Source organism: Xylanivirga thermophila, from assembly GCF_004138105.1.
Classification (GTDB): Bacteria; Bacillota; Clostridia; order Caldicoprobacterales; family Xylanivirgaceae; genus Xylanivirga; species Xylanivirga thermophila.
Genome location: NZ_RXHQ01000034.1, coordinates 1 through 20690, shown reverse-complemented (window position 1 = coordinate 20690; position 20690 = coordinate 1). Strand labels below are relative to the sequence as shown.

At 34.0% G+C, this 20690-nt stretch carries 23 protein-coding genes, 7 tRNA genes and 1 pseudogene; 11 read left to right on the top strand and 20 right to left on the bottom strand.

Annotated elements, in window-relative coordinates; translation table 11 throughout:
* Window positions 1-20 precede the first annotated feature (20 nt).
* From EJN67_RS12005 to EJN67_RS11975, 7 genes are all read left to right on the top strand, one after another.
* Window positions 21-97: transfer RNA gene (locus tag EJN67_RS12005), tRNA-Pro, on the top strand.
* Window positions 98-104: 7 nt separating this feature from the next.
* A tRNA-Glu gene (locus EJN67_RS12000) sits at window positions 105-179 on the top strand.
* Window positions 180-187: 8 nt separating this feature from the next.
* Window positions 188-264: transfer RNA gene (locus EJN67_RS11995), tRNA-Ile, on the top strand.
* A gap of 10 nt (window positions 265-274) precedes the next feature.
* Window positions 275-351: transfer RNA gene (locus tag EJN67_RS11990), tRNA-Asp, on the top strand.
* A 5-nt stretch (window positions 352-356) separates the two neighbouring features.
* Window positions 357-432, top strand: a tRNA-Phe gene (locus tag EJN67_RS11985).
* A gap of 33 nt (window positions 433-465) precedes the next feature.
* Window positions 466-550 (top strand) — tRNA-Tyr (locus EJN67_RS11980).
* 12 nt (window positions 551-562) lie between these two features.
* Window positions 563-649: transfer RNA gene (locus EJN67_RS11975), tRNA-Leu, on the top strand.
* Window positions 650-693: 44 nt separating this feature from the next.
* Here the strand turns inward: EJN67_RS11975 and EJN67_RS11970 are convergent.
* The 8 genes and pseudogenes from EJN67_RS11970 to EJN67_RS11940 all read right to left on the bottom strand — a co-directional run bounded on the left by EJN67_RS11970 (window position 694) and on the right by EJN67_RS11940 (window position 7391).
* Entirely contained in the window at window positions 694-1476 is a 783-nt protein-coding gene (locus EJN67_RS11970) for a CheR family methyltransferase (RefSeq protein WP_129724595.1), read from the bottom strand.
* A 186-nt stretch (window positions 1477-1662) separates the two neighbouring features.
* A complete protein-coding gene (locus EJN67_RS11965; protein ID WP_129724593.1) occupies window positions 1663-3663 on the bottom strand; it encodes a bifunctional 4-hydroxy-3-methylbut-2-enyl diphosphate reductase/30S ribosomal protein S1 in 2001 nt (666 codons plus the stop codon).
* Between the two features lie 83 nt (window positions 3664-3746).
* Window positions 3747-4325 (bottom strand): lysophospholipid acyltransferase family protein, encoded by a 579-nt coding sequence (locus tag EJN67_RS11960; RefSeq protein ID WP_129724591.1) that lies wholly within the window; start codon window positions 4323-4325, stop codon window positions 3747-3749.
* A 10-nt stretch (window positions 4326-4335) separates the two neighbouring features.
* Window positions 4336-4944 carry a (d)CMP kinase gene (cmk, locus tag EJN67_RS14305; protein ID WP_243641305.1) on the bottom strand — a complete coding sequence of 203 codons (609 nt, stop codon included), beginning with the start codon at window positions 4942-4944 and terminating at the stop codon, window positions 4336-4338.
* Window positions 4945-5025: 81 nt separating this feature from the next.
* Window positions 5026-5364: pseudogene (gene aroH, locus EJN67_RS14300) on the bottom strand (chorismate mutase); the annotation flags it as partial.
* Window positions 5365-5377: 13 nt separating this feature from the next.
* Window positions 5378-5791 (bottom strand): HutP family protein, encoded by a 414-nt coding sequence (locus EJN67_RS11950; RefSeq protein ID WP_129724587.1) that lies wholly within the window; start codon window positions 5789-5791, stop codon window positions 5378-5380.
* 109 nt (window positions 5792-5900) lie between these two features.
* Window positions 5901-6509 (bottom strand): histidine phosphatase family protein, encoded by a 609-nt coding sequence (locus EJN67_RS11945; protein WP_129724585.1) that lies wholly within the window; start codon window positions 6507-6509, stop codon window positions 5901-5903.
* A 15-nt stretch (window positions 6510-6524) separates the two neighbouring features.
* Entirely contained in the window at window positions 6525-7391 is an 867-nt protein-coding gene (locus EJN67_RS11940; protein ID WP_129724583.1) for a MurR/RpiR family transcriptional regulator, read from the bottom strand.
* Window positions 7392-7627: 236 nt separating this feature from the next.
* Here EJN67_RS11940 and EJN67_RS11935 point away from each other — a divergent pair, with 236 nt between their 5' ends.
* A complete protein-coding gene (locus EJN67_RS11935) occupies window positions 7628-8269 on the top strand; it encodes a hypothetical protein (protein WP_129724581.1) in 642 nt (213 codons plus the stop codon).
* Between the two features lie 54 nt (window positions 8270-8323).
* Here the strand turns inward: EJN67_RS11935 and EJN67_RS11930 are convergent, their stop codons facing one another.
* The 12 genes from EJN67_RS11930 to EJN67_RS11875 all read right to left on the bottom strand — a co-directional run bounded on the left by EJN67_RS11930 (window position 8324) and on the right by EJN67_RS11875 (window position 17959).
* Window positions 8324-9721, bottom strand: a complete 1398-nt coding sequence (locus EJN67_RS11930; protein ID WP_129724579.1) for an oxaloacetate decarboxylase subunit alpha — start codon at window positions 9719-9721, stop codon at window positions 8324-8326.
* Window positions 9722-9747: 26 nt separating this feature from the next.
* Window positions 9748-10890, bottom strand: a complete 1143-nt coding sequence (locus EJN67_RS11925; protein WP_129724577.1) for a sodium ion-translocating decarboxylase subunit beta — start codon at window positions 10888-10890, stop codon at window positions 9748-9750.
* 29 nt (window positions 10891-10919) lie between these two features.
* On the bottom strand, window positions 10920-11312 hold the full coding sequence (locus EJN67_RS11920; RefSeq protein WP_129724575.1) for a biotin/lipoyl-containing protein: 393 nt from the start codon (window positions 11310-11312) through the stop codon (window positions 10920-10922).
* A gap of 37 nt (window positions 11313-11349) precedes the next feature.
* Window positions 11350-11724, bottom strand: coding sequence for an OadG family protein (locus tag EJN67_RS11915; RefSeq protein ID WP_207208023.1), 375 nt, complete (start codon window positions 11722-11724; stop codon window positions 11350-11352).
* Window positions 11725-11752: 28 nt separating this feature from the next.
* Window positions 11753-13303: an acyl-CoA carboxylase subunit beta gene (locus EJN67_RS11910; protein WP_129724573.1), complete on the bottom strand. Its 1551-nt coding sequence runs from the start codon at window positions 13301-13303 to the stop codon at window positions 11753-11755.
* Window positions 13304-13472: 169 nt separating this feature from the next.
* Window positions 13473-13958 (bottom strand): hypothetical protein, encoded by a 486-nt coding sequence (locus tag EJN67_RS11905; protein ID WP_129724571.1) that lies wholly within the window; start codon window positions 13956-13958, stop codon window positions 13473-13475.
* Window positions 13958-14683, bottom strand: coding sequence for a pseudouridine synthase (locus EJN67_RS11900; RefSeq protein ID WP_129724570.1), 726 nt, complete (start codon window positions 14681-14683; stop codon window positions 13958-13960). The genes EJN67_RS11905 and EJN67_RS11900 overlap by 1 nt, the downstream gene beginning before the upstream one ends.
* Before the next feature lie 263 nt (window positions 14684-14946).
* On the bottom strand, window positions 14947-15390 hold the full coding sequence (gene ytfJ, locus EJN67_RS11895) for a GerW family sporulation protein (RefSeq protein WP_129724568.1): 444 nt from the start codon (window positions 15388-15390) through the stop codon (window positions 14947-14949).
* Window positions 15338-15997, bottom strand: a complete 660-nt coding sequence (locus EJN67_RS11890; protein WP_165000859.1) for a DUF2953 domain-containing protein — start codon at window positions 15995-15997, stop codon at window positions 15338-15340. Before EJN67_RS11890 ends, ytfJ begins: the two co-directional genes overlap by 53 nt.
* 76 nt (window positions 15998-16073) lie before the next feature.
* Window positions 16074-16580, bottom strand: a complete 507-nt coding sequence (gene scpB, locus EJN67_RS11885) for an SMC-Scp complex subunit ScpB (protein ID WP_129724564.1) — start codon at window positions 16578-16580, stop codon at window positions 16074-16076.
* Between the two features lie 2 nt (window positions 16581-16582).
* Complete coding sequence (locus tag EJN67_RS11880) at window positions 16583-17320, bottom strand: segregation and condensation protein A (RefSeq protein WP_165000858.1); 738 nt, start codon at window positions 17318-17320, stop codon at window positions 16583-16585.
* 15 nt (window positions 17321-17335) lie between these two features.
* A complete protein-coding gene (locus EJN67_RS11875) occupies window positions 17336-17959 on the bottom strand; it encodes a site-2 protease family protein (protein ID WP_129724560.1) in 624 nt (207 codons plus the stop codon).
* A 147-nt stretch (window positions 17960-18106) separates the two neighbouring features.
* Here EJN67_RS11875 and spoIIM point away from each other — a divergent pair, with 147 nt between their 5' ends.
* From spoIIM to EJN67_RS11860, 3 genes are all read left to right on the top strand, one after another.
* Window positions 18107-18739, top strand: a complete 633-nt coding sequence (spoIIM, locus tag EJN67_RS14555; RefSeq protein WP_129724558.1) for a stage II sporulation protein M — start codon at window positions 18107-18109, stop codon at window positions 18737-18739.
* A gap of 104 nt (window positions 18740-18843) precedes the next feature.
* Complete coding sequence (xerA, locus tag EJN67_RS11865) at window positions 18844-19689, top strand: site-specific tyrosine recombinase/integron integrase (RefSeq protein ID WP_129724556.1); 846 nt, start codon at window positions 18844-18846, stop codon at window positions 19687-19689.
* 17 nt (window positions 19690-19706) lie between these two features.
* Window positions 19707-20510, top strand: a complete 804-nt coding sequence (locus tag EJN67_RS11860) for a purine-nucleoside phosphorylase (protein WP_129724554.1) — start codon at window positions 19707-19709, stop codon at window positions 20508-20510.
* Window positions 20511-20690 lie beyond the last annotated feature (180 nt).

The following is a 20690-nucleotide window of genomic DNA, read 5'->3' as shown; positions in this document are numbered from 1 at the left end:
GAACAATTCAGGTTGGTCGTCGGGGTGTAGCGCAGTTTGGTAGCGCACGTGCTTTGGGAGCATGGGGCCGGGGGTTCGAGTCCCTCCACCCCGACCATTAGTGTGACCCCTTGGTCAAGTGGTTAAGACATCGCCCTTTCACGGCGGTATCAGGGGTTCGAATCCCCTAGGGGTCACCATTTTTTTAGGGCCTTTAGCTCAGTTGGTTAGAGCAACCGGCTCATAACCGGTTGGTCCGGGGTTCGAGTCCCTGAAGGCCCACCATTTTTTATTTGGCCCGGTAGTTCAGCTGGTTAGAACGCTAGCCTGTCACGCTAGAGGTCGAGGGTTCGATCCCCTTCCGGGTCGCCAGTTTTGCCTCGGTAGCTCAGTCGGTAGAGCAGTGGACTGAAAATCCGCGTGTCGGTGGTTCGATTCCGCCCCGAGGCACCATTTTTTTGTTTTTATATATGAATTATTATATATGGAGGAGTTCCCGAGCGGCCAAAGGGGGCAGACTGTAAATCTGTTGGCGCAGCCTTCGATGGTTCGAATCCATCCTCCTCCACCAATTTTATATCATGCGAAAGTGGTGGAATTGGCAGACGCGCTAGATTCAGGTTCTAGTGGTAGCAATACCATGGGGGTTCGACTCCCCCCTTTCGCACCAATAAAAAGGTTTGACTTATAAGTCAAACCTTTTTATTGGATTACTCATATTTCATATGCTTTTTTATAAAAAAAAGATTGCACAGGTACAAAATTATAACGTTGAGGTAATATTATCTGTTCCGTACTTCCTACGAATAATATTCCTTCAGGATGGAGAGATTTATAAAATTTATTATAGATCTTAGATTTTGCTTCTTCTGTAAAGTATATAAGTACATTGCGACAGACTATCAAATGACAATTTTTTGGGTATTCATCCTTTAAAAGATCATGTTGTCTAAAGTCTACACATGTTTTTATACTATCATCTATGTAATATTCTGCTCCTTGTTTATGAAAGTATTTGACAATAAGCTCTTTGGGTAAGTTTTGTAAATTCTTTTCAATATATGAACCTTCTTTGGCTTTTTGGAGGATTGATGCATCTATATCGGTTGCAATAATTTTTATCTGATTCAAAGGTATAAATCTACTAAGAAGCATTGCAAGTGAATAAGGTTCCTCGCCTGTAGAACAGGCAGCACTCCAAATTTTGAGTTCATCATGTTTCTGCAAGAGATTAGGTAGAATATCTTTCTCTAAAGCTTCCCACTGTTTAGGATTTCTATAGAATTCTGATACATTGATGGTGATATAACTCATAAATTCATCGCGCAATTCCTTGTTCGCCACTAAAGCTTTAAAATAAGCATGGTAATTTTTGTATTCTGATCTAGCAATAAGTGCATCAATACGTCTTTTCATTTGGCGTTCTTTATAGCTAGATAAATCTATAGTAGTTAGCTTAAATATTGATTGAATAAAATCTAAATATGACCACTGCATTTATATATTCTCCTCACATATACTATGATATCTTATTAGTTTAACATATTTTTTAGATAAAAAAAAGCCGTGAACTTAATCACGACTTAATGTAAAGGGGGTCTCAATGTATTTTGTGAGGTCGTTATTATTGTGGGCTATTTTATGTTTTTTTATACATATAATAAAAAAACCACAACCTTTTTCTTAATGCTCTGGGAAGAATTCTCCTAATGAAACTTTCATTTCTTCTTTTTTATATTTTGAAGAGCTGTTATCATCGTGTTTTGAAGGTTGTATATTGTTATCCCCTTTTGCTTCTTTTATACTTAGACTTAATTTATGATCTTCAGGCTTTACATCTAATACTTTTGCATTTATTATATCGCCTACTTTTAATGCGTCTTCTACCTTATTAATTCGCTTGTTGGATATTTGTGATATATGAACAAGACCATCTACGCCAGGTTCTAATTCAACAAAAGCACCAAATGAAGTAATTCTTACTACCTTTCCTTCTACTATAGATCCTACAGGGTATTTATTATCTGCATTTTCCCAAGGTTGTGGCAATGTCTGCTTATAACCCAAGGAAATTCTACCTTTTTCCTTATCAAAAGACAACACTATAACCTCTACCTGTTGATTTTCACTGAGTACTTCACTGGGATGTTTTACATGTCCCCATGAAAGATCAGAGATATGAATAAGACCATCAATCCCGCCTATATCAACAAATACCCCAAAGTCGGTTATGCTTTTAACAGTACCGGTTATTTTTTCACCTTCTTTTAGTGAATTCCAAACAGCCTGACGTTTTGCTTCTTCTTCATCCTCTAAGATAATTCTTTGTGAGGCTACCAATCTATTGCGTCGTTTGTCCAGTTCTATTATTTTAAGTCTTAATTCTTTTCCAACAAAAGTGTTCAGATCTTCTACGTATTTTGTAGATAATTGGGAAGCGGGTACAAATGTTCTAATGCCATTAATACTAGCAATAACACCACCCTTTACTGCCTGAGTACATTTGCCTCGAAATTCAACTCCCGCTTCATAACCTTTTTGTATATCATTCCACACTTTTTGTTGTTGGATAGACTTGCAAGAAAGCAATACATTGCCTTCTCCATCGTTTATCTTTATTACCTCTACTTCTATCTCCTGACCTACTTTTATGATATCTTCTAAAGTTTGATTCTGTTCCAGGAATACTTCGTCAGCAGATATAATACCATCTGCCTTATATCCAATATTTACTATGGCTTCTTGAGGGTTAACGGATAAAACTACTCCTTTAACTATTTGACCATTTCTTAATGATACCATAGTCTTTTCAAAGTCCTCCATGGAAACTGTATTTTCTTGTGAATTTTGATTGTTAATTTGGTCCATCTTGTCAATTACCTCCTTGATAATCCAGTCAGGAGTAGAGGCACCTGCCGTAATGCCTATTACATCCCCCGACCTAATAAGTTTGTTATTTATTTCCTCTGCCGTTTCTATAGCAAAGGTTTTCTTACAATAATTTTTGCAAATAGAATATAGTTTTTTCGTATTTGAACTATTATGTCCTCCTATAACTAACATGACGTCAACTTTTTTTGCTAATTCTTTTGTTTCATTTTGACGTTTGAAAGTTGTATGACATATAGTATCAAATACTTTTAAATCAGATACTATATGTTTAAGTCTGGACAAGATATTATTCCATTTTTCATGTGTGATAGTGGTTTGAGCCACAACACATGCTTTATCAATGTGAGAAAGTCTATCCACATCATCATAACTGTTTAGAATATATGCTGCTCCATTACACCAGCCATTAATACCCTTAACTTCTGGATGCTCCCGTTCACCGATTATAATGATATCATAACCTTCTGTATAGTGTTCTTCTACTATTTGATGTATACGCTTGACAAACGGGCATGTGGCATCTATTATTTCTACTTCCTTATTCCTAAGCTCATCATATGCAAGTTTTCCTATACCATGGGATCTAATAATAACTGTACCATCTTCAATATTGTCAAGGCACTCTTCTACAATAACACCTTTTTGTTCAAGATCTGATACTACCTGAGGATTATGTATTATCGGTCCCAATGTATATATCGTTTTGCTTGGATTGAGATGTTCATAAACAGATTGTACAGCACGCTTGACACCAAAACAAAAGCCTGCATTGGTTGCTAAAATTATTTGCAAATACTTATCCTCCCTATAATAAAATTACTCTACTTGATAGAATTCTATATAAAACGCCATATTTCCTGCTTTTTAACACAAAATTATAGCATTTCTTTTAAAGCATTTTCCATTTGTGAAGACATATTATCCAAAAGTTCTTTACTGCTCTTTTGATGCTGGAATTCATCAAAATATATAGGTTGTCCAATTGTTACTGTAATACGCTTAAAAGGCTTATAGCCTCCTTTTATGGCAACAGGAACAACAGGTACTTTGGCTTTATGGGCAATGGATGCGATACCGTTAGCAAATGTTCCTAATTCGCTTCCTGATTTATTTCTAGTTCCTTCAGGAAAAATGCCTAGAATCTGCTGGTTTCTCAATATTTGTAATGATTTTTTTATAGACGCAATATCTGCTTGTCCTCTTTTTATTGGAAATGCTCCCAATCCCTTTAACACCCAACTTATTATGGGATTTTGAAATAATTCTGCTTTTGCCATAAAAGAAATGGGTCTTGGTAAGACAATTCCTAAGATAACGGGATCAAAATTAGAGGTATGATTTGAATATACGATGGCACCCCCCGTTGAAGGAAAACTTTCCTTATCTATAACACGGGGAGCAAACAAAAAATACACTACAATGGTCATTATAGCCTTAGCAATTCTGTAAAACACTAAATCACCCCTAACTATCAACAAAAATATGATTTAATATTTCATTTATTACCTGATTTATAGATTTATCGGTGGTATCTATAAGTATTGCATCGTCGGCCATTTTTAAAGGAGCAAATGTCCTTCTGCTATCACATTCATCTCTATTTTTAATGTCCAATATTATATCCTCTAGCTTTATATCATATCCATTATTATTAAGCTCCCGCCAACGCCTTTTGGCACGTTCTTCTAGGGATGCAGTAAGGAAAAACTTTTTATCCGCATTCGGGATTACAAAAGTCCCTATATCCCTGCCATCTATTACCACAGAATTTTTATCTGCTATATTGCGTTGTATTTCGACTAATTTTAATCTTACCTCAGGGATCACAGCCACATCAGATGCATATCTGGAAACTTGAGGTGTTCTTATAAGATTTGTAACATCATTGCCATCTAAAAATACTATCTGTTGTCCATTATCATACGATACATCTATATTAGTAGTGTTCAATTCAGATATAACTTCTTCCCTATGATGTTGCATATTTATACCTTTATTTATCATTTTAAGGCCTATGGCTCTATACATAGCTCCTGTATCCAGATACAACAAATCAAGGCGTTTTGCAACCATTTTTGCTATAGTACTTTTTCCAGCGCCAGCTGGACCATCTATAGCTATGGTTAATTTTTCTGGTCGTACAAGGTCCGGTCTTAGTAGTATAGCTCCTTCTTTATATACATGATAAATTTTAATTTTCTCAGGTACTTCAACATGCATAAGTACTCGGATACATTTGGGTAAGCTATCTATTACCTCCATCTCTTGACAACAAATAAGGGGGATAGACTTCATCCCTAAATCTCTAGCTGCCTTTGCTGGATAAGCAGATTTAATATCATTGGTAGCAGTAAACACAATACTTATTATTTGCCCAACAGAAATACCGTTTTTTTGTATTATTTCTGATAAAAGCTGCTTAGTCTTAAAAAAGATCTCATCTGGTAAATCTCTGTCTACAGTTATAGCGCCTCTAATAGCTTGAATATACATAAAACAATCTCCTTTATACAGCCCTATGACCTAGTCCTATTGCTACTTCATTAAGATGTAAAAGGCCTATGCCAAAGAATATAACAACACTTATATGCTCATTATATCTTGCAATGCCTATTTTACCACCAACGTTTAATCCTATAGCCTTAGGCATAATTTGAGAAATAGCTTCCCTTGCAGCTCCAGCAACAGCACCTTCTTCATTATGTGAATCTCTTATGACCCCTTCCCGTTTTGATGCTACTACACATCGTTCTATAATTTTTGTTACCGATGATATAAATTCACCACCATAATCCACAGCAGCTGCATGTATTCCTTCATTTAAAAATTGTTCTTTTAATAATCGTTCTTCTTCCCTATTTTTAGTTAAACTCATTTGAATAGCCGCTTTTGCTACATCTCTGCTACCTAGAGGTTCCACTTATTATTTTCCTCCTTAAAATTAAATTATTTATATCTCCATTATAATTCACACACAATAATAGTACAAGGTCTTTTTAGGGCTTCATACATAAATATAGCATATTTATTTACATATCTAAATGACAGGTATCATTTAATAGATCAATAGCTTTATTGTTCTCTAAAATACGTATTTTAGAGAGTGCTGTATTATCTTGTCTTAAAAGACGCATATATTCAACAGGTATATCCATTATTTGTGTAATCAATATCCTATTTGTCATTCCATGGGACACTAACAATATATCATCTTTTTCTGTTTGTATATCATTACTTATGGTATCTATAAATGTCAACACCCTATTTTTAACATCATCTATGCTTTCACCATTAGGAGGAGCAAAGCAATGATCTTTATACCACCTATCCAATTGCCCATTAAAATGACATTCTATTTCTTGCGGGGTTAACCCTTCCCATTCGCCAAACGATACTTCTCTAAGTAGAGGTATTGGGGTTGGAACGACTCCTATATAATTCCCAATGATACATGCTGTTTCATATGCTCTTTTTAAATCACTTGTATATATCTTTTTTATATTTTTATTTTTCAGTTTAGCTCCTAATTTTTTTGCCTGCTCTCTACCCCTATCAGTCAATTCAATATTATGGCTGCCTTGAGTCCTATGGGCTATATTCCATTCCGTTTCTCCATGTCTAACTATATATATATACATATATCATAAAACCTTTCATTCTTTATCTTTACTTACATAGACTTTGTATTCGTCCCAAATTTTTTCTAGTTGAGAAAACTCTTTTGAGACATCCGTTTTTTTTGCTAATCCTGCAGCAACGATAAGTGAATTTATTAAGCTTAAAGGGGCTACAAGGGAATCTACAAATGACGCCATATCACTTCTGGCTAGTAGAGTATAATCAGCATATGATGTAAGAGGTGATAAAAAGCTATCGGTAAGGGCTACTATCTGAGCGCCTTTATCCTTTGCAAATGCCATGGCTTCTATAGTACGTCCCGCATATCGTGGAAAACTTATGCCTATAAGTAAATCATCTTTTGAAATATGCATTATCTGTTCAAAAACATCATTAACACCAGAAGTTACAATACGCACATTTGAAAATACAAACCCTAAATAATAACCCATAAATTGTGCCAGAGGTGCTGAACTTCTAAGACCTAATATATATATATTGTCTGCTTTGAGCATCCTTTGTACTACAATATCAAATACTTGATTATCAATTTCTTCAATTGTAAGTTTTAAATTGTTTATATCAGCCTTTAATACATTTTTAAGTACCATAGATCTATCTAGTTCCGATGTCATTTCTATGCGTTGGACAGTAGTCAGTTTGTTTCTTATAAGTTCCTGTAATGCTTTTTGAAGCTGAGGATATCCTTCATAATTAAGAACATTGGCAAATCTTACTACTGTTGATTCGCTAACACCTACTTTTTTTCCGAGTTTGGCTGCTGTCATAAATGCTGCTTTATCATAATTATTTAGGATATATTCCGCTATAAGCTTTTGACCTTTACTCATTTTCTTATAATTTGCATTTATTCTATGAATTAAATCCTGCTTTTGTTCCATTGGTAATCCCTACCTTTTTAAAATTTTATCTAAGAATAGCAAAAATAAAGCATTCGCTATACGTTTTTATTTTATCATAAAAAATCCAATGTGCAAGTATCATTTAATTCCGCGTCATTCTGTAAAACTATTTTCTCTAATAAGATTATATCTTTGATAAAGCTACTATTTAAACATATAATAAAGTGCAATTATACAAATACTATTTGAAGTATATACGAAGGAGGAACTGAAAAATGATACAGATAGATGATGCAGGTAGTGGAAGTTTAATTGGTGGGACATGCATAGCTGCTATAAGAGTCGAAACTTTGGAATTTTATTACGATATTATACCCATAGAATATTATCGTAAGGACGCCTTTGAAGCAAAATGCTATCTTAATAAATGTGAAGAAATAGTATTTGAACTGCTGGATAACTTGAAAGTGAATACCCAAGAGGAAATTAAAATATGTAGGGGATATATGTTTGATACAGTGAGAAAAAAACTTATGGATAGAGGTTATAATATAACAAGTACTAAGATAGATGATCCACTTCAAACTAAAGTGGAAAATGCATTTCAAGAATATGCTATAGATTTAGGACTACCTGTTCATTATATAAAATATACTAAATACCCTTTTCACTTTCATAGAATACTCAGATGGGTATATGCTGATTATGAAGAAAGGAAAAAATTATGTAAGACGGGATGGAAAAGCTGGCAGAAATATGGACATTTGGATGTGAAGACTTACAGCGATATTTTATATAATAATACCTATAATTGTTTAAAATGCGGAAAACATATTGATAAGTACAGTAAAGTTAAAGTTATTGAATATGTTAGCAATTGTCCAAACGTCATATATCTGCATTATAATTGTAAATAATAGTCCTGGAGGGATTGTCCGTTTATACCCTCCAGGACTATTATTTTAATATCTTTATACTGGATGAACCATATCCTTTTCATCCAGTAATGTGCTATCTATTTTATATTTTTGCGCTTGTCGATATTTAAAGAAGTTAGTAGCAACTTGAGGAAATAATGCATAGGACAATACATCTTCTTCTTGTTCCATATACTCTTTTATTTCGTTTCTATATTTATCCAGTTCAGGCTTTAATAGATCTGCAGGTCTACAAGTTATCGGTTCTTCATTTCCAATTATTTGTTTTCTGAATTCTGGACTTATTTCTGCCGGAGGTCTGCCATACTCACCTCTTACATAAGCTTTTACCTCTTTTGTAACCATTTTATATCTTTCACCCATAATTACATTTAACACTGCCTGTGTTCCTACTATCTGGCTTGTAGGAGTAACTAAAGGCGGATAACCTAAATCCTTTCTTACCCTTGGCACCTCTTTTAGTACTTCCTCATATTTATCTAGCTTGTTTTGCTGTTTTAGCTGAGAAACTAGATTGGATAACATGCCACCAGGTACTTGATATTTGAGTGTATTAACATCTACAGTTAATACTTTAGGATTTAATTGACCAGAAGAGATATATTTTTCTCTTAACGGTCTAAAATAATCGGCTATTTGACTTAATAGATCCATATCGTATTTGGTGTCATATTTAGTACCCTTCAAAGTGGCTACCATTGGTTCTGTTGGAGGCTGAGATGTTCCCATGGCCATAGGTGATATGGCACAATCAACTATATCTACTCCCGCCTCTATTGCCTTCAAATAGGTCATAGAAGCCAAACCACTGGTATAATGGGAGTGAAGCTGTATTGGAATCTTAACTGCCTTTTTAAGTTCTCTAATGAGGTTATATGCATCATACGGCGTTAAAAGCCCTGCCATATCCTTTAGACATATTGAACTAGCTCCCATGCCTTCCAAGGTTTTTGCAGTTTTTATATAATGCTCTGTGTTATGGATGGGGCTTATGGTATAAACAACAGTAGCTTGTGCATGGCCTCCTGCCTTTACTGTAGCATCCATAGCACATTCTAAGTTACGTACATCATTTAATGCATCAAAAATTCTTATTATGTCTATACCATTGTCTATAGATTTCTTAACAAAATCCCTCACTACATCATCTGAGTAATGTTTATATCCTAGGATATTCTGCCCTCTTAACAGCATCTGAAGTTTTGTCTTCTTTGCAGCTTTTCTAATTTTACGCAGTCTTTCCCATGGATCCTCATTAAGGAATCTAAGACATGAATCAAAAGTTGCTCCGCCCCATGCCTCTAAGGAAAAATATCCTACCTGATCTAATAATTCAATAACAGGCAACATTTCTTCCGTTGTCATACGAGTAGCAATAAGGGATTGATGTGCATCCCTTAGCACTGTTTCTGTTATTTGTACATTTGCCATAATGGAATCCTCCTAATTTATAAAATTTATGAAAACATCGACAAAAATACCCCTGCGGCAATAGCCGATCCTATAACCCCTGCAACGTTTGGGCCCATGGCATGCATAAGCAAAAAGTTTCCAGGGTTTTCTTCCTGGGCTACTACCTGTGATACCCTTGCTGCCATAGGTACAGCTGAAACACCTGCTGAGCCTATAAGGGGATTTACCTTGCCACCTGATAATTTACACATGAGTTTTCCTAATAATACACCGCCTGTTGTTCCTCCGGCAAATGCAAGGAGACCTAAGCATATTATCTTTAGGGTATCAGGAGTAAGGAATGCTTCTGCACTAGCAGTAGCGCCTACTGTGAGGCCTAAAAATATTGTTACAATATTAACAAGCTCATTTTGAGCAGTTTTGCTCAATCTGTCAACTACTAAGCTCTCTCTAAACAAATTACCTAACATAAGTGTGCCTAAAAGGGGTGCAGCAGAAGGTACTATCATAGTTCCTACTATAGTTACTGCTATAGGAAATAGAATTTTCTCTGTTTTAGTTACCGGACGTAGCTGCTCCATAACTATGGAACGCTCTTCCTTGGTTGTAAATACCTTCATTATAGGTGGTTGAATAATAGGGACCAACGCCATATATGAATATGCTGCTACTGCAATAGGTCCTAGTAATTCTGGCTTTAATTGACTTGTAACCAATATAGCAGTAGGTCCATCAGCTCCACCGATAATACCTATGGATGCAGCTGCCCGTTCATCAAATCCAAGTAGTAATGCCAGTAAGAATGCAATAAAAATTCCAAACTGGGCTGCTGCCCCTAAAAGTAAGCTCTTGGGATTTGCAAGTAATGGGCCAAAATCGGTCATTGCGCCTACACCTAAGAATATTACAGGCGGATATATACCTTTTTTTACGCCCTGGTAAAGATAATATAATAATCCTCCAACCTGTCCATCTTTTGGCTCAGCCATAAGTCCTGCTAATGGTAAGTTTGCCAAAAGCATTCCAAACGATATGGGTAAGAGCAAAAGAGGTTCGTATTCCTTTTTAATAGCCAAATATAAGAGAAAACAGGCTATTCCTATCATAACTAACTGCTGCCAAGTTACATTCGCAAATCCAGTAGTTTTAAGAAAGTCTATCAATATTTCCCCAAATGATTTGTTCATTTTATCCTCTCTCCAATCCTTGCCATATATTATTGTAGAGCAAAAAGTACATCCCCTGCATTTACAGAAGCTCCTTTAGAAACATTTACTGAAACTACTTTACCGTCCTGGGGAGCCATAATTTCATTTTCCATCTTCATTGCTTCAAGTATGCATAGTACTTGCCCTTTTGTAATGTTATCCCCTACTTGTACATTTATATCTAATATGGTTCCAGGCATTGGAGCTGAAATAGTTATTGAACCTGCAGGTGCACTCTTTGCAGCAGGTTTGCTTTTAGGAGCTGCTGATTGAGGTGCAGCTGATTCAGTCTTTACAGGCTCGGATACTGCTGCAGCCGACTGAGGAGCGTTTCCTTCTCCTTGTTCTTCTACCTCTACTTCATATGATGTTCCGTTCACAGTTACAACAAATTTTCTCATTTTTATTCCTCCTTAAAAATTATTTAACATCTAAAAATTATAGCCTTGTTCTTACTTGTTCTTGTCTGCTTACTTGATTCCATCTAGGAGTAGCAGCAGGTACTCTTTTTATAGATTTAACTACAAAATCACAGGTTGAAGTTTCTAGCATGGCCGCAATTGCAGCGCTTATAACGGCAACCAGTTCCTCCTCATTTTCATTACCTTCTTGTTCATAATTATTGTCAGCTGCCAGTTTAGCCTGTTCATCAACGTGCTGAACATCAACCTTTTTTTCTTTTTTATTGCTACCGTTTACTAACCAGTGCAACAATTCAATGACAAATATCAATAATATCAAGCCCACAAAGACAGTACCTAGGCCTAATAACATAACTTTTAAGCTTTCAGAGACGGCACTTCCGGCTCCCATAATACTTCACCTCTCTAAATACTTCATTTTATACAGGAACATTACCATGTTTTTTAGATGGTCTATTTTCTCTCTTGCTTATCAACATTTCTAAAGCACCAATGATACAAGGTCTGCTAGCCTGAGGTTCTATAACATCGTCAATATACCCTCTAGCTGCTGCTACATATGGATTTGCAAACCTATCCCTATATTCCTCAATCTTTTGTTCTCTGGTAGAAATAGGATCAGTAGAATTTTGTATATCCTTTTTAAAGATGATATTTGCAGCTCCATCTGGGCCCATAACAGCAATTTCAGCAGTTGGCCATGCAAATACCCTGTCGGCACCTAAATGTTTGCTGCACATTGCAATATAGGCTCCACCATATGCTTTTCTAAGGATTACATTAATCTTTGGAACAGTTGCTTCTGAATATGCATACAGAAGTTTAGCACCATGTCTTATAATTCCATCATGTTCTTGGGATACTCCTGGCAAATATCCTGGAACATCGGTAAATGTTACAATAGGTATGTTAAAAGCATCACAAAAACGCACAAATCTGGCTGCCTTATCAGATGCATTTATATCAAGGCAGCCCGCTAATGCGTTTGGTTGATTTGCCACAATGCCTACGGAACGGCCATTTAATCTGGCAAAACCTACTATTATATTTTGTGCATATAATGGTTGTATTTCCAAAAAATCTCCATTATCTATTATGCCCTTTATTACATCTTTTACATTATAAGATTTATTGGGGTTTTCAGGAATTATTTTATTAAGCTCTGGAATCGTACGATTCAGATCATCTTTACAATTTAGAGTTGGAGCATCCTCCAAATTGTTTTCAGGAAGAAAACCTAAAAGTTTGCGTACATTTTCAAAGCATTCTTTTTCACTGCTATTTATGAAATGAGCCACTCCACTGGTTTCATTGTGGGCTTTTGCTCCTCCAAGCTCATCTGCAGTTACGTCTTCTCCTGTAACAGCTTGTACTACCTGTGGACCAGTTATAAACATTTTACTTATTCCATCCACCATAAATATAAAATCAGTTAGCGCAGGTGAGTATACAGCTCCTCCTGCACAAGGTCCCAATATGATGGAAATCTGAGGTATAACTCCAGAAGCCATAGTATTTCGGAAAAATATATCTCCATATCCCTTTAATGCATCAATACCTTCCTGTATTCTTGCACCACCAGAATCGTTGATGCCTATAATAGGACAACCCATCTTCATGGCTTCATCCATTACCTTGGTTATCTTTTGTGCATGCATTTCGCCTAAAGAACCACCCATAACGGTAAAATCTTGGGCATATAGATATACTGGTCTACCATCTATAGTAGCATGGCCAGTAACTACCCCATCTCCAGGGGCATCAACTTTATCCATATCAAATTCTACTGACCGATGCTTAATATAAGCATCCATCTCTATAAAACTTCCTTCATCGACTAACAGCTCAATTCTTTCTCTAGCAGTAAGTTTGCCATTTTTATGCTGTTTTTCGATTTTTTCTGTACCACCACCCTGTTGGATGGCCAGCCGTTGCTGTTTCATTTGGCTAATTCTTTTTTCTACACTCATTCAAAACCCTCCACAACTATATATTTAATTTATAGATTGCTTTGTTAAAAATAAAACAATTTTTGCCCATATTCTTATATTCTATATGAAACTCTTTTTTCCTGCAAACATTTAAAAAAAATGCGATTTTTTTAGAAATTTTATACCATAAATTTTTATATATCTAGTATTATGAATTTTTAGCTATTGTTTGACTATTTGAATGGCAACAGGCATTATTATCAAAAAACATCTGTACATCTATCCACATACCCTCTTCAGCAGTATCTTGTAGTATCATTTTCTTTATATGATATTTTCTGGGAACAGGGTAATTATTTAACCAATTAAAACCTACTCTTTTATATGTTTCACTATTATACTTACCATTTATAAATATTGCCTTGATTTCCTGTAAACTCAAAATATATATAACAGACCTAATAAGACCATCTATTAACATAACTTCTGATGGACTGCTTTTTACAATTAAATTTTCTATCATTGCAGCTTCACCATCTGTATACCCTGTCGCTCCACCTAATATATAACCATCATCATCTATAACAACACCAAATTTTGTTCCTTTGGACGAAAAAGTTATAAGTGCTCTAAGCTGTTCATCTTTATATATAACATCTAAATCATCTGGAATCATTTTCCTAAATTTAATCATTAGTATCCCTCCTTTACAGATTGCTTTAATAGAGATATTTCTCTATTGGATAAATATCTCCAATTTCCAGGTTTTAAATCGCCTAAACTTAATAAACCCATTCTCTCTCGTCTAAGCAAAATCACATGATAACCTATAGCTTCGAACATCCGCCTTACTTGTCTGTTCTTTCCTTCTTTAATAACTATTCTGTAGCTCATGCCATTTTTTGTTTTGTTCCCAGCATATACTTTAGCAGATCGAGTCTTATATCCTCCTATATCTAGGCCATTTCTTAATTTTTCTATATGTTCTTCATTTGGAAAACCAATTACTTCAACATAATATTCCTTTTCAACATGATATTTAGGGTGGGTCAATTTATAGGTTAGAGATCCGTCATTTGTAAGTAATAATAGTCCTTCACTGTCATAATCTAATCTACCAACAGGGTATAATCTAGCTTTCATATCTGGGATTAGATCCAATACGGTGGAACGGCCGAATTGATCATTAGATGATGTTATGTACCCACGAGGTTTGTTTATCATTATATATATACTTGGTCTTTTGTTTAATTCTAAGACTCGCCCATCGACTGATACTACGTCACAATCAGGGTTAATTTTTATTCCCATATCCATTACCTTATGACCATTTATTGATACTCTGCCTTCTGATATTATTTCTTCACATTTTCTTCTGGATGCTACACCGCAATAAGCCATATATTTTTGCAGTCTCATTTATTTCCCTCACTTTATCATATAAACGCTTAAGCAATACATATTTTCTACATAACCATTGATAGTATACAACATTAATAATATATAAACCAGTGTAAAATTCGTGAATTTCACATATTATAATTAAAAATTGATCATTAATAGCTTGTTTTTTGTAAATTAGTGATTTAAACAAAACTATCTAAATGCCATAAAAAGCATTTAGATAGTTTTGTTTAAATAGAAATAAAGCGGCATCAGCCGCTTTTACGATGGAGTATATTTTATTGATTTGCAGGCTGTTGAGTGTTATTTATATTTTGTGATTCATTACCTTGTTTTTTCTTGCCTCGTATTTCTTCCACTAACTGGGGTATCAACTCAACAACCCTGTCTATAGGTGTGGTGAAATTAACTGGTAAGAGTTTTATTTTTTCCTGCCCTACTACTAAAAAAGCTATGGGATTTAAAGAAATTCCCGCACCGCTCCCGCCAGCAAATGGAAGTTTATTAGCTTCCTGTTGCGTTATATTTGCATTTTTATCCTGCATATTATTTTTATATTCCCCTCCACCAGCTACAAAACCAAATGATACTTTCGATATAGGTATAATAACCGTCCCGTCAGCAGTCTCTACTGCATCTCCTACAATAGTATTAACATCTATCATCTCTTTAATGTTTTCCATGGTAGTTTTCATTATTTCCTCTATAGGATGTTCTGCCACGTGTATCACCACCTTTAACTTTTTGTCTAATTCTTTGCATCATCATCATATTGCCTACAGTAATAATATGACCTATTTTAATATCTATTATGCAGTTTATGTTAGTCTTGAAACACATATCGGTGGTGTATACTGGCAAAATATCAATATTATGTTTACCTATAGATACTCTGGTAGTTAGATAAAAAATAACATTAGATAGAAATGCATACAGGATTCCTATAATCAACGCAGTAGCTGCAGCATCTCCTAATCCTATATAAGCTAGTATTGAAATTGATTGTACCTTTATTTTTGAAAAGATATAAGACATATTCTTTTCATGTTTTGGATATTGATTGCGAATATTTTTTATTTTTTCCGTAATATATGAAAGGGATATTTTTACATCATAGGTTCCTTTTTTGCTCTTATTAAAAGAGTACAATGATCCCTTACCTGTTATTAAGAATAGATCAAACTTTAAACTAATTAACCCTTTTAAAAGGGTTATCCTAATATAAGATTTTCCTTTATACTTCAAGGAAATTTTTATATTTATCCTTAAAGTTATAAATGAAATAATAAGCACCAATGCTACTATTAACACAATTAAAAATATTAACACCAAAATATACACCCCATATCTTATGCTTTTTCTATTTTTTCACAATTAGAAAAAAACATACATGGAGTTTTGTTTTTTATTCCAACGGCGGTAAATCTTCCAGCTTAGATAATCCAAAAATTCGAAGGAATAAATCAGTAGTTCCATAAAGTATTGGTTTGCCAGGAGCATCTAGTCTCCCTACCTCTTTTATTAAGCCTTTTTCCATTAATGTTGAAAGCATGTGCTCACATTTTACTCCCCTTATAGACTCTATATCCATACGGGTTATAGGCTGCTTATATGCTATAATAGCCAATGTTTCTAGCATAGCCTGCGAAAGCCTTTGCTGCGTATTAGGGCCTAATAATTTTTTTATATATGGGGCATATTCTATCCTGGTAGCTAATTGGTAACTATCGTTTATCTTTATAATCTGTAGACCTCTTCTTTCGAAGTTAAAACAATCGATTGTTCGTTCCATGAGTTTTCTGGCAGTTCTCCTATCCATATCCAATACTTTTGCAATCTGACTTAATGAAATAGGGTTCCCCGATACAAACAAAAGAGATTCTACTAATCCCATTATTTCCCGTTCATCCATAGTTATATCTTCCTCTTTTTTATTATAATATCATCGAATGGTCTTGATTGATAAAGGCATATACTACTATCCTTGATCATTTCCAATATTGCTAAAAAAGTAGTAATGACCTCAGATTTATTATAATCATTTTCAAACAAGGAAAAAAAAGTAGCATTTTCTTTTATGCATAATATTCCTTCAATCTCTTCTATTCTCTGTTTTATGGAAATAGGGTCTTTGGCTATTTCGTATATGCTAGGTGATTTTGACTTTGATAAGTTTTTTTTAGAGAGAACGATACAGATTGCGTTAAAAAGATCTTCTTTGCCAACCTCCCCAAATAATCTATCATCTAGCTCTTCTTTAGATATAGCTATTTCCTCTGGAAGTTTGGAATAAATATGGCTGTATAACTGTTCCCGCTCTCTGAGCTCATTACTTATTTCCTTAAATTTTTTATAATCTAAAAGCCTTTGTATAAGTTGTTCCCTTGTATTTATATCATCTCCTTCATTTTCATCTTCCTTTAACTTTGGAAGTAATTTTCTAGATTTTATATGTATAAGTGTAGCTGCCATTACTAAAAATTCACTTGCAATTTCAATATCAAATTGTTGCATTTGTTGCAAATACTCTATGTATTGGCAGGTTATCTCGTTTATGGATATATCTTCTATATTTATTTTTGATTTTGAAATAAGATGTAATAAAAGCTCTAGAGGTCCTTCAAACCGATCTATTTTAACACAATATCCCAAGCATTTCACCTTCGATCAAAAAAATATCCAACTCATATGTATTAAACTATTATATAAAAATTGAGCAGGTATCCCTACTATATAATTCAGTATGCCTGTTAATATACATATTAACAATATAATATTACCGTATCTTTCATATTTCCAAAATGCTTTTGCATTGGATCTAAAAAATATGGCCTTTATAATATTATATCCATCAAATGTAGGTATAGGAATCAAATTAAGTACCCCAAAAACAATATTAAGACGTATTATACGTTCTATTATATTGCTGGCAATATATGAAGTAGGAAATAAAAACTTTATCAAAACTCCACCCATAAAAAATGATATAACGGCTAGTATAAAGTTAAACATTGGACCTGCAAATGATACCAGTATATCTCCTTTTATTCTATTCTTAAAATTGTTAGGATCAATCTTAACGGGCTTAGCCCATCCAAATCCAAATATTAAAAACATTATAAGGCCTAACCAATCTACATGGGCCAGTGGTGCCAGTGTTAAACGGCCTTGCAATTTCGGAGTGTCATCACCTAATCTGTATGCAACATAGGCATGACCAAATTCATGGAATGACATAGCCAAAAACACTGCTGGCAAACTGAATAATATGTCCATTATATTGGTATTCATCAATACTCTCCTTTTGCTCTATTTTCTTGGTTTATTATAACATAAAAAATATAAACAAACCATCCTGTGTCCTTCGGACATGTCATAAAAACGTTATAGTGCGCATATTTATCATTTAGGATTCTTAAACGAAAGGAGCTATATTTGATGAGGCAATTAATGCGAACTATAAGCCTCCATATACAACAAAATTTTATTCTATACCTTATAATACTATTTGTATTCCTAACTGGGATAATGGCGGGAGCTTTCACTATTTCAACTATCTCAATAGATCAGAAAAGTGGTCTAGGGAATTATTTGGAACACTTTGCATCCAATATATCGCAAAGTTCAATCAATAGAACTGCTATATTCTGGGAATCTATTTGGCGAAATTTTTATATTTGCTTCCTATTCTGGTTATCTAGCCTGTCTTTTTTGCTAATACCTCTTACTTTGGTATTGGTAGGTATAAGGGGTTTTTTTATAGGATTTACGGTAGGGTTTTTAGTGGGATATTATAATTTAAAAGGTTTTATATTTTCCCTACTATGCTTAATACCACAAATGATAATATATATACCCTGCTTTATTATCATGGGTGTATTAGCTTTTGAATCACAGATATCCCATTTAAAGCGCAGAAAACTTATGCGTAAAAAGATGCAACCTATAAAGGATTCAGAATCTTACACAAAAAAACTTATAATAATCTTTAGCCTCTTTTTTATAGTGACATTATTTGAAACTTTTATAACTCCACTATTTTTTTCTATGTTTTCTAATTTTCTCAACTAAAAAATTTATCCGTTTAGTTCTTTTGATATTTAATGAAGGATTTTATATATTTTTGTTGAATATTAGATTTGATAATATCATTTGATGGGACAAGGAGTTTTTATATGGAATATATTATTGATGATTTTTTTACATATTTAGATGAAAAACAAGGTGCTTCATCCAATACCCTTGAAAGCTATAAAACAGATCTAAGGCAATTTATCGATTTTTTGCATACGAATAAGATTAGCAATATAGTTGATATATCAAAGGAAATTGTGCATGAATATATTCATCATTTAGAGCAAAAAAAAATAAGCAATTCAACTATATCTAGGAAAATATCTTCTTTGAAAAGTTTTTATAAATTTCTAGAGGAAAATGCATATATTGATGCAGATCCTACCAAAGATGTGAAAGCTCCAAAAATTAAAAGAAAACTACCTAATATACTAACTTCTGAAGAAGTGGAACAGCTATTAGTGCAAACTCAAGGAAATGAATATAAGGTGCTACGAGATAGGGCAATGATTTACCTTATGTATGGAACTGGAATACGGGTGTCTGATCTTATTCAGTTGGATATTGATGATATTGATTTAGATAATGGAATTGTTTTGTTGAAAAAACGAAACAATAGATCTATATCTATACCTGAAGAGATATTAACATATATAAAAAAATATGTTGCATACTCCCGCCCATTTATGATTGATGTTAATAACGAACAAGCTTTATTTGTCAATTTTAGAGGTAATAGAATAACCCGTCAAGGTTTTTGGAAAATAATAAAACAATATACGGAGCAGTCTAATATAAGGAAACGTATAACACCTCATACCCTTAGGCACTCTTTTGCTGCCCATCTTATAAATAATGGTATAGAAATAAAAGAATTACAGAATAAGTTGGGACATTCAGATATATCAACTACCCAGTTTTATGCTACATTATCAAATAAAAAATAACTAAGGAGGTCTACACTATGTACAAACAAGCAGCAAAATATATACAGAGCATTATAGACACTAAACCTTTTATAGGAATAATCCTCGGCTCAGGATTAGGAAACTTTGCAGAGCATATTGAAAATCCCACTATAATTAATTATTCTGAAATACCTGGATTTCCCCAAACTACAGTAGCCGGGCATAAGGGACAATTTGTAGTAGGAAAAATGTATAATAAGAATATAATAGCTATGCAAGGTCGTTTCCATTACTACGAAGGAAATGACCCTTATCAAATAGTACTTCCTGTGAGAGTCATGAAAGAATTGGGTATAGAAATATTAATAGTAACTAATGCTTCTGGTGGTATCAATAAGGATTTCAAACCAGGAGATTTTATGATAATAAAAGATCATATTAATTTTTCTGGTATAAATCCATTAATAGGACCTAATTTTGACATGTTGGGTCCTAGGTTCCCAGATATGACACATGTCTATGATGATAGACTTACAGATCTTATGATGGATACTGCATATAGATTAAATATAAATGCATATAAAGGAATATATGTAATGATGTCAGGGCCAAGCTATGAAACTCCAGCTGAAATCAATATGCTAAGGATTTTGGGAGCGGATGCTGTAGGTATGTCTACAGTACCAGAAGTTATAGCAGCGAAGCATGCAGGACTTAAGATAGTTGGAGTATCCTGTATAACAAATATGGCTGCTGGAGTTCTAGATCAACCCTTAACCCATAATGAGGTAATAAAAACAGCTGATAAATCCGAAAAATCTTTTATAAGTCTTATTTCATCTTTTATATGTAATATATAAATTAGTATAATGACCCTCCTATTTGGAAAACATAAAAAAACAAGCAAATCATTTAGACCAGCTAATTAAAGTCAAGTAGTTTTATAAAATAATTTTGAAAGTTTCTTGAGGGTCTTCTTGCAGCAGAAAATTAAAAAATGGCATGGCAATGAGACCACCTAAGGAACATTGATTAAAAAT